Origin of the sequence: Paracoccus sp. FO-3 (assembly GCF_006386455.1) — a bacterium.
GTDB lineage: Bacteria > Pseudomonadota > Alphaproteobacteria > Rhodobacterales > Rhodobacteraceae > Paracoccus > Paracoccus versutus.
The window spans coordinates 46112-53298 of sequence record NZ_VCBQ01000028.1; the positions used below are offsets into that span (position 1 = coordinate 46112).

At 71.1% G+C, this 7187-nt stretch carries 7 protein-coding genes; 6 read left to right on the top strand and 1 reads right to left on the bottom strand.

Annotation, left to right across the window (positions count from 1 at the left end; genetic code table 11):
* Positions 1–2 precede the first annotated feature (2 nt).
* The 3 genes from FE811_RS10130 to FE811_RS10140 are packed head-to-tail and all read left to right on the top strand — an operon-like array spanning position 3 to position 2841.
* Complete coding sequence (locus FE811_RS10130; protein ID WP_140847381.1) at positions 3–1154, top strand: ABC transporter permease; 1152 nt, start codon at positions 3–5, stop codon at positions 1152–1154.
* On the top strand, positions 1151–2095 hold the full coding sequence (locus FE811_RS10135) for an ABC transporter ATP-binding protein (RefSeq protein ID WP_114536790.1): 945 nt from the start codon (positions 1151–1153) through the stop codon (positions 2093–2095). The genes FE811_RS10130 and FE811_RS10135 overlap by 4 nt, the downstream gene beginning before the upstream one ends.
* Positions 2092–2841, top strand: a complete 750-nt coding sequence (locus tag FE811_RS10140; RefSeq protein WP_036757983.1) for an ABC transporter permease — start codon at positions 2092–2094, stop codon at positions 2839–2841. The genes FE811_RS10135 and FE811_RS10140 overlap by 4 nt, the downstream gene beginning before the upstream one ends.
* Here the strand turns inward: FE811_RS10140 and FE811_RS10145 are convergent.
* Positions 2825–3307, bottom strand: a complete 483-nt coding sequence (locus FE811_RS10145) for a pyridoxamine 5'-phosphate oxidase family protein (protein ID WP_114536823.1) — start codon at positions 3305–3307, stop codon at positions 2825–2827. The genes FE811_RS10140 and FE811_RS10145 overlap by 17 nt on opposite strands.
* Positions 3308–3804: 497 nt before the next feature.
* On the opposite strand from FE811_RS10145, the gene FE811_RS10150 reads away from it, so the two are divergent.
* From FE811_RS10150 to FE811_RS10160, 3 genes are read left to right on the top strand one after another with little or no spacing between them, the layout of a single operon-like run.
* A complete protein-coding gene (locus FE811_RS10150) occupies positions 3805–5712 on the top strand; it encodes a phage tail sheath C-terminal domain-containing protein (protein ID WP_140847384.1) in 1908 nt (635 codons plus the stop codon).
* A gap of 29 nt (positions 5713–5741) precedes the next feature.
* Entirely contained in the window at positions 5742–6242 is a 501-nt protein-coding gene (locus FE811_RS10155) for a phage tail protein (RefSeq protein WP_036757981.1), read from the top strand.
* A 49-nt stretch (positions 6243–6291) separates the two neighbouring features.
* Positions 6292–7008, top strand: a complete 717-nt coding sequence (locus FE811_RS10160) for a hypothetical protein (protein ID WP_140847387.1) — start codon at positions 6292–6294, stop codon at positions 7006–7008.
* Positions 7009–7187 lie beyond the last annotated feature (179 nt).

Here is a 7187-nt window from a genome sequence, read left to right on the forward strand (position 1 = left end):
GGATGCCCAGGCCGCGCATCGACCGGCTGTCGGCCGTCCTGGCGCTGCCGCTGCTGGCGGCGCCGGCGCTTTCGGCATTCGGCCTGCGGCCCAACCGGATCGCGCAGCCCCAGGCCCTTGGCTGGGCCGAGGCGTTCGGGGCGCCCACGGCCGCCGCGCTTGCCGCCGGCACCCTGCTGCTCGTGGTCGCGCTGCTGCTGCTGCGCCGGCCGGGACTGCGGATGCTGCTTCTGGCCGCGGCGCTGGCCGGGCTGATCCTTATGCTGGGACGGGGCGCTGCCGTCCTGCTGGAACAGGCGGCCCCTGCGGCGCGGGTCTCGCCCGGCCTGGGCTTCTGGCTGGCCGCCGGGGTGCTGGTGCTGCTGCTGGTGGACGCCTTTGCGCGCATGCAGCCCGGCCCCGCGCCCCGCGCCGCGCTGCTGGCCGCCACCCTGGCGGCGGTGGCGGCGCTTCTGGGCTCGGGCGTGCTGGCCGATCTTTCGGTCGCGGCCGAGTTCCGGCTGCGCGCCGCCGCCTTCCACAAGGCCACGGCGGATCACCTGGTCCTGGCCTTCGGCTCGTTTCTGGCCGCGCTGGCCGTGGGCCTGCCGGCGGGGCTGGCCGTCCAGCGCCATAGGGCCCTGCGCGCCCCGGTGCTGAACCTGCTGACGCTGATCCAGACCATCCCCTCGATCGCGCTGTTCGGGATGCTGATCGTGCCGCTGGCCTGGATCGCCGCCCATGTCCCCGCCGCGGCCGAGGCCGGGATCAGGGGCATCGGCATGGCGCCGGCGCTGGTGGCGCTGTTTCTCTATTCGCTGCTGCCCATCGTCGCCAATACCGTGGCCGGGGTCGATGCCGTGCCGCCGGCGGTGGCCGAGGCCGCGGCCGGCATGGGCATGACCGGCGCCCAGCGGCTGCGGATGGTCGATCTGCCGCTGGCCCTGCCCGTCATCCTTGCCGCCGCGCGGATCGTGCTGGTGCAGAATATCGGGCTGGCCACGGTGGGGGCGCTGATCGGCTCGGGCGGATATGGAACCTTCATCTTCCAGGGCATCGGCCAGACGGCGACCGACCTGATCCTGCTGGGCGTGCTGCCGACGGTGGCGCTGGCCTTCCTGACCTCGGCGGTGCTGGACCTGGTGATCGCCTCCTTCAGGATGCAGCCGCCATGATCGAGATCGAGGCCCTGACCAAGACCTACGGCGGCAGGCCCGTCGTGGACGGCGTCACCGCCCGCTTCGCGCGCGGCACGTTGACCGCGATCGTCGGCAGCTCGGGCTCGGGCAAGACGACGCTGCTGCGGATGATCAACCGCCTGGTCGAGCCAAGCGCGGGCCGGGTCCTGATCGACGGCAAGGACGTCGCCCGCATCCCCGAGGTGTCGCTGCGCCAGGGCATCGGCTATGTCATCCAGGGCTACGGGCTGTTCCCGCACTGGACCGCGGCGCGCAATATCGGTGTCGTCCCCACCCTGCTGGGATGGCCCAGGGCGCGGATCAAGGCCCGCACCCAGGAATTGCTGCACATGCTGCAACTGGACCCGGCCGAGATCGGCCCCCGCTATCCGCATCAGCTGTCCGGCGGGCAGGCGCAGCGGATCGGCGTCGCACGCGCGCTGGCCGCCCGGCCCGAGGTGCTGCTGATGGACGAGCCCTTTGGCGCGCTGGACCCGCTGATCCGCCGGCAGGCGCAGCGCGACCTGACGCGGATCCGCCGCCAGCTGGGCACCACCGTCGTGCTGGTCACGCATGACATGAACGAGGCGCTGTATCTGGGCGACGCCATCGCCGTGATGCGCGACGGACGCTTCGAGCAGTTCGGCCCGCCCGAGGACATCGTCCGCGCCCCCGCCACCCCCTTCGTGGCCGACCTGGTGGGCGAGACGGGCCGCGCGCTGCGCCTGCTGGCGCTGAAGCCGGTCGGCACGCTCCTGCGCGCGGGCCAGGCCCAGGGCGATCCGGTCGATGCCGCCGCCTCGCTCTCGGACGCCCTGGCCGAGATGATCTGGACCGGCCGCGACCGGCTGCCGGTGGTGGACGGCCGGGGGCAAGGGCTGGGCATCGTCACGCGCGACGACATCCTGGCCGCGGGCCGACAGGCCCCGCCGGCATGACCGCGCTGCGCTGGATCGTTCTGGTCGGCATGACGGGCGCGCTGGTCCTGTTCCCCGCCCTGTTCGAGCCCGTCCTGCGCCCCTTTGCGCCCGCCGGCGGGCCGGTCATCTATGACCGCGCCACGCTGGCCGGACTGACCGCATCGCATCTGATGCTGGTGATGCTGGCGATGGTGCCCTCGACCCTCATCGCGCTGGCGCTGGCCATCCTCGTCACCCGCCCCGCCGGGGCCGAGTTCCTGCCCACCGCCCGGATGCTGGCCAATATCGGCCAGACCTTCCCGCCGGTCGCCGTGCTGGCGCTGTCGGTGCCGCTCTTGGGCTTCGGCACCCGGCCGACGGTCCTTGCCCTGTTTCTCTATGGCCTGCTGCCGATCTTCGAGAACGCGCTGGCGGGGCTGCGGGGGGTGCCCGGCTCGGTCCTGCTGTCCGCCAGGGCCGTCGGCATGACCCCGCGCCAGATGCTGGTGCAGGTCGAGATGCCGCTGGCCCTGCCGCTGATCCTGGAGGGCATCCGCATCTCGGTCGTCATCGCGCTGTCCACGGCGACCATCGGCTCGACCGTGGCCGCGCGCAGCCTGGGCGAGGTGATCATCGCCGGGCTGACCTCGAACAACCCGGCCTTCGTCATCCAGGGCGGGGTGCTGACCGGCTGCATCGCCGTGCTGGTCTATGATGTCTTCGGCCTGCTGATCCTTGCGGCAAGGCGGCCCGCGGCCACGGCAAGGATCAGAAGCCGAGGCTGAAATGCTCTCCCATGTCCGGCTTGTCGCCGGTGATCTTGGCCTTGGCCATCTGGTAGAGAAAGGACAGGCTGCCCCCCGTCACCCAGACCTCGGCATCGGCAAGGTCGAAGCGCAGAAGCTGGACATCCTCGTCCTGCTTGCCGTCCTCGAACCAGCTCGAAGCCACGGCGTTCCACAGCTCGTCAAGCTTGGCGCGGTCGTCGGACAGGGACAGCGTGCCGTGGATGCGGGCGAAGAGCCCCTTCCCTTCGTCGGCGACCACATGCACCGCATCCTTGCCGCCGGCGGCCAGGGACCGGGCCAGGTCGGTTCCCTTGGCGGTGATGAACCACAGCCTGCCGGCCTCCGCGTCGGCATAATGCGACATGGGCACGAGCCGCGCGTCCTCGGTCAGGCCCAGCATGCCGGAGTTGATGCCCCCGAGCCGGCTCCAGAATTTCTCCACGTGATCGTCATGGTCGGTCATGCTCGCCTCCTGTTGATCCCGGACAACGAAGGGCATCGGGAAATGTTCCTGCCGGGATGCGCGCCGCCCCTTCTGCGCGCACCGGCGGGATTGGCGGATCGCGATGGCGATCGGCCCCTCTTGCCCCTGCCAACCTCCCTGCCAAACCCACGCCGGGGCTTGACAGAATCGGGCCGTGAGCTATCGTAAATGTGATAATGGACGGGGAACGACACCCTCTGCCATTGGGGCCGTCATTCTGGGGCCCTTGCCCCGAAAACGACAGGATATGAAGTGCTTCGGCCGCTCCGGGACACCGGAAGACCGCCGATCACGCTTCCGCGCAAGCGCCGGCCGGAAGGACTGCTTTTCAGGCGCCCGACCCCTGGGTCGGAAAGCAAGGCCGGACAATCGAATTTCTCTGGGTCGGGAACGGCGCGGACAGGTGGAGAGACCGTCTCCGCTTCTGAATATTCTGTCCCCGGACCGCTGCCGACAAGCAGCAAGGATCATGCATCATGACTACGCCTCTCACGCCGGGGGTCTATGTTCGCGAGGCGCCCGGCGGCGCGCGCGCGATCGAGGCCGCGCCGACCGCCGTCACCATCCTTGTCGGCGAAACCGAACGCGGCCCGACCGGCCCGACGCCGATCTCGTCCGAGATCCAGTTCCAGCGCATCTTCGGCGGCTATTTCCGCAACGAAGGCGACGCGGGCACGGCGCGGCTGTTGCTGCCCTATGCGATCAAGGGCTTTTTCGAGAACGGCGGTCCCCGCGCCTATGTCCTGCGCCTGGCCGCCGGCGTCGGCAATGCGCCGGCGACCGTGGCCAGCCTGCCCGTCGATGCCGAACGCGCGATCACCGTCAGCGATGCGGGCGGGGCGACGGCGCGGATCGTGCAGGCGCGCGCGCCCGCCGCGGATGAGCAGATCCAGGTCGTCATCGCCAATGCGGCCGACGGGGATGCGGCGCATTTCAACCTGACGGTCCGCGTCTCGACCAACAACGGCGCGAGTTTCGCCAACCGCGCGCCCAACCCGACGCTGACCAACCTGACGACCGCCGACGGCGACCCCAACAACGTCATCACCCGACTGGCCGCGGACCCCGACATCCGCTGGGCCGGCCCGGCCATCCGGCCCGTCAACATGCCCGCCGGCCCCGAGGGCATCCTGCTGGGCGCGGGCGGCACGACGGCCGGCTCGACCCTGCGGGCGCGGGGCGCGGGGGCCTGGGGCAACGCGCTGCGCGTGGCCATCGCCGACAGCACCGATGCCGACCCCGCCCGCTTCAACCTCGTCGTCTTCTACCGCCCCGTCGGAGAGGCGAACTTTGCCGAGGTCGAGCGGTTCGAGGGCCTGTCCCCCGATCCGGCGGACGAGAAATACATGCCGGACCAGCTTGCCCGCTCGGCCTACCTGGCCTGGGCCGATGTCGAGCCGCCCATCGCCTTCCGCCCGCGCAACCAGGGGGCGCTGACCGGGGCCACGCCGGGCACGGCGCTGGCCGGGGGCACCGGCGGCAACGCCACCTTTCCCGCGGCCGGCTACGGCGCGGCGCTGACCGCGCTGGACGGGATCGACGATGCGGCGCTGATCGTCTGCGCCTCGGACGGGCTGCTGAGCGCGACGACCAACGCGCAGCATGCCGGCTTCGTCAACGCCGTGCTGGCCTATGTCGAGGCGCGCCCGCAGCGCGACCTGTTCCTGGTCGCCGATGCGCCGCGCTCGACCGCGGCCGAGGATCCCGTGGGCAATGCGGTGGACCAGGCGCGCAACGGCATCACCGGCTCGGATTTCCGCGCGCTCTACTGGCCGCGGATCGTGGTTCCCGATCCCGCGGGCCTTGGCCGCGATCCGGTGCGGGCGATCCCGGCGGCCGGCCATGTCGCCGGGCTTTACGGGCGCACCGACGGGCGGCGCGGCGTCTGGAAGGTGGCGGCGGGGCTGGAAGCCGCGCTGTCGGGCACGGTGGGCCTGGATTTCCAGGTGCTGGACCGCGACCAGGACCGCATGAACCCGCACGGGCTGAATGCGCTGCGCACGGTGCCGGGCGCGGGCCGCGTGGTCTGGGGCGCGCGCACCGGGCGGCCGACCACGGAATGGCGTTATATCAACGTCCGCCGCACCGCGATGTTCCTGCGCAGGTCGATCTTCAACGGCATCCAATGGGCCGTGTTCGAAGGCAATGACGAACGGCTCTGGGCCGCGCTGCGCGCCACCATCGGCGCCTTCATGGAGGCCCAGTTCCGCAACGGCGCCTTTGCCGGGGCGACCAGCCGCGAGGCGTATTTCGTCAAATGCGACAGCGACACCACCACGCCGGACGACCAGGCGGCGGGGGTGGTCAATGTCCAGGTCGGCTTCGCGCCGCTGCGCCCGGCCGAATTCGTCATCGTAACACTCAGCCAGATGACCCGCCGCTAGGCGCGGGCTGATCGAAAAGGAGGCAGCCCATGCCGATGTTCAACGTGAACGCCCATCGCATCGACCCCTACAAGAACTTCCGCTTCCGGGTGACATGGGACGGGCGCGTCGTCGCCGCCCTGTCCAAGATGTCGGCGATCAAGAAGACGACCGAGGCGATCGAATGGCGCGTCGCCGCCGATGCCGGCATCGTGCGCAAGATGCCCGGCCGCACCAAGTTCGAGCCGGTGACATTCGAATCCGGCCTGACCCATGACCGGCAGTTCCTGGAATGGGCCAACCAGGTCAACAACCCGCAGGGCGAGGCGGCCAACAGCCTGGTCAACTATCGCAAATCCGTCCGGGTCGAGGTGCTGAACATGCAGGGCGCCCCGGTCATGGCCTTCAACCTGATGCGGGCCTGGGCCAGCGAATTCCAGGCCCTGCCGGAAATGGACGCCAACGCCAACGCCGTCGCCATCCAGACGCTGAAGGTCGAATACGAGAACTTCGTCCTCGACGAGGCCGTGACCGAGCCTGCCGAAACCTGACCGGCCACCGGATCGCCGGAAGACTGGACCGCCGGGAAAGGAGCAAGCCGTGCGCGCTTTGACGGGACAGGATGAAATCGCCTTCCACGCCCCCGCGGACGGGCCCCACGGGCGGCTGGCCGCGCTGGCCGCCGCGGTCGGGGGCCGCGGAATCGAGGCGCTCTCCGCCCTGACCCTGCCCGAATGGGAAGAGGCGCTGCTGGCCCTGCGCCGCGCTCTGATCGGCCCGCACATCGAATCCGAGACCGATTGCACCGGCTGCGGCGCCGGCAATGCGCTGGCCTTTTCCCTGGACGACCTGCCCCGCGAACCCGCGGCGCCGCTGCCGCTGGACGGCGTGCCGCTGAGGCTCCTGCGGCTTGGCGATCTCATCGCGCTGGAACGGCGGGGGCTTCGCGGAGAGGCGGCGCTGGCCGCGCTGCTTTCACTGGCGGCGGGAATGGAGCCCGCCCAGGCCGAGGCGCGGCTGGCCGGTCCCGACCGCGAAACCGTCATCGCCGCGCTGGAAAGCGCGGTGGCCGGGCTGGGGCTGGAAATCGGCACCGCCTGCACGGATTGCGGCGCGGCGCTGGTCCTGCCGCTGGATGTGGCCGAGTTCCTCGACACCGAGTTACGCAGCCGCGCGGCAACGCTGCTGGACGAGATCCACCTGATCGCGATGAGCTATCACTGGTCCGAGACCGAGATCCTCTCCCTGCCCGTTTCGCGCCGGCAGGACTATCTGCGCCGCATCCTTGCCGCGCGGACGCTGGCGGAGGAGCCGTGATGCGCGCGCCCAGGCTGACATCGCTGGTCGGTCCCCTCGCCGGTGCGGGCGATCCCCAGCCCCGGCTGCGCCCCGCAACCGGACCGCAACCGGCGCCCGAGTCCGCGGGGATCCCCGTGATGGAGCAGGCCGCGCCCCTGCCCCCGGCAGCGCCCCCCTCGCCGCCGCGCGCGCCTGCG

Excerpts from the sequence above, each read along its gene's own strand:
- FE811_RS10130 (WP_140847381.1), top strand. The coding sequence starts at position 3 with ATGCCCAGGCCGCGCATCGACCGGCTGTCGGCCGTCCTGGCGCTGCCG.
- FE811_RS10135 (WP_114536790.1), top strand. The coding sequence starts at position 1,151 with ATGATCGAGATCGAGGCCCTGACCAAGACCTACGGCGGCAGGCCCGTC.
- FE811_RS10140 (WP_036757983.1), top strand. The coding sequence starts at position 2,092 with ATGACCGCGCTGCGCTGGATCGTTCTGGTCGGCATGACGGGCGCGCTG.
- FE811_RS10145 (WP_114536823.1), bottom strand. The coding sequence starts at position 3,307 with ATGACCGACCATGACGATCACGTGGAGAAATTCTGGAGCCGGCTCGGG.
- FE811_RS10150 (WP_140847384.1), top strand. The coding sequence starts at position 3,805 with ATGACTACGCCTCTCACGCCGGGGGTCTATGTTCGCGAGGCGCCCGGC.
- FE811_RS10155 (WP_036757981.1), top strand. The coding sequence starts at position 5,742 with ATGCCGATGTTCAACGTGAACGCCCATCGCATCGACCCCTACAAGAAC.